At 35.0% G+C, this 775-nt stretch carries 1 protein-coding gene; it reads left to right on the top strand.

Annotation, left to right across the window (positions count from 1 at the left end; genetic code table 11):
* Positions 1-113 precede the first annotated feature (113 nt).
* The coding region (locus tag PAT01_RS20030) for a TolC family protein (protein WP_154946070.1) at positions 114-775 on the top strand (662 nt) is incomplete at its 3' end.

Below are 775 nucleotides of genomic sequence, written 5' to 3' on the forward strand. Positions count from 1 at the left end.
TTGAAGCGATACTTCGCCCACCCATTTCTTAATTAGATTGATTTTTAATGACCTATTTGTCCATGAGAAGGATAAAGGGTTCGTGTTTATAAATTAAAAAATTAAGAAGTTTTATGTATATATTTTTAAAAAATGCAGGTTTAACCCTGTCTTTATGCATGGCTGTGAGTTTTTCAGTTGCCACTTATGGCAAACAGAAAAGTATTTCATGGCTAGATAGTCAAATAAATAAAGATCCCGAAGTTGTTGCGGCTAAAGAGTTACTTAATGCAAGTAATCATAGAGCCAAAAGCTTAACTCAAGCCGTATATAACCCAGAGCTTGAAGCAAGCTATGAAAAAGAAGGTGATTTTGATAATTACTCTATTGGTATCAGTCAAACGATAGATTTTTGGGATAAGCAATCAACAAATAAAACCATTGGTGAAATTGATGTTTATGCAAACCAGCAACAATTGTTATCTCTACTCGATTCTAAAAAGGCTAATGCCTTAACTGCATTAGTTAATTGGCAAGCAGCAAAAAAGGTGGCTCAGTTACTTTCAGAAAGAGAAGAGCAATTGCAAACGCTCGTTGGAATTGTTGAAGACAAACGAAAAGCTGGACTTCTAGAGCCACTTGACGCTGAGCTAGTCTATTTAAACTTGTCGCAAATTTTTAGTGAAATATCTGAGTCTCAAATTGCTTTGAAAAATGCAGAGGTAAAGGTTCAGGAGTTATTGCCTGATTGGACGCCTAATACTACCAATTTGTTTTCATTTACTTTTGGAGCAAC

The sequence above is a fragment of the Pseudoalteromonas atlantica genome, from assembly GCA_007988745.1.
GTDB lineage: Bacteria > Pseudomonadota > Gammaproteobacteria > Enterobacterales > Alteromonadaceae > Pseudoalteromonas > Pseudoalteromonas atlantica.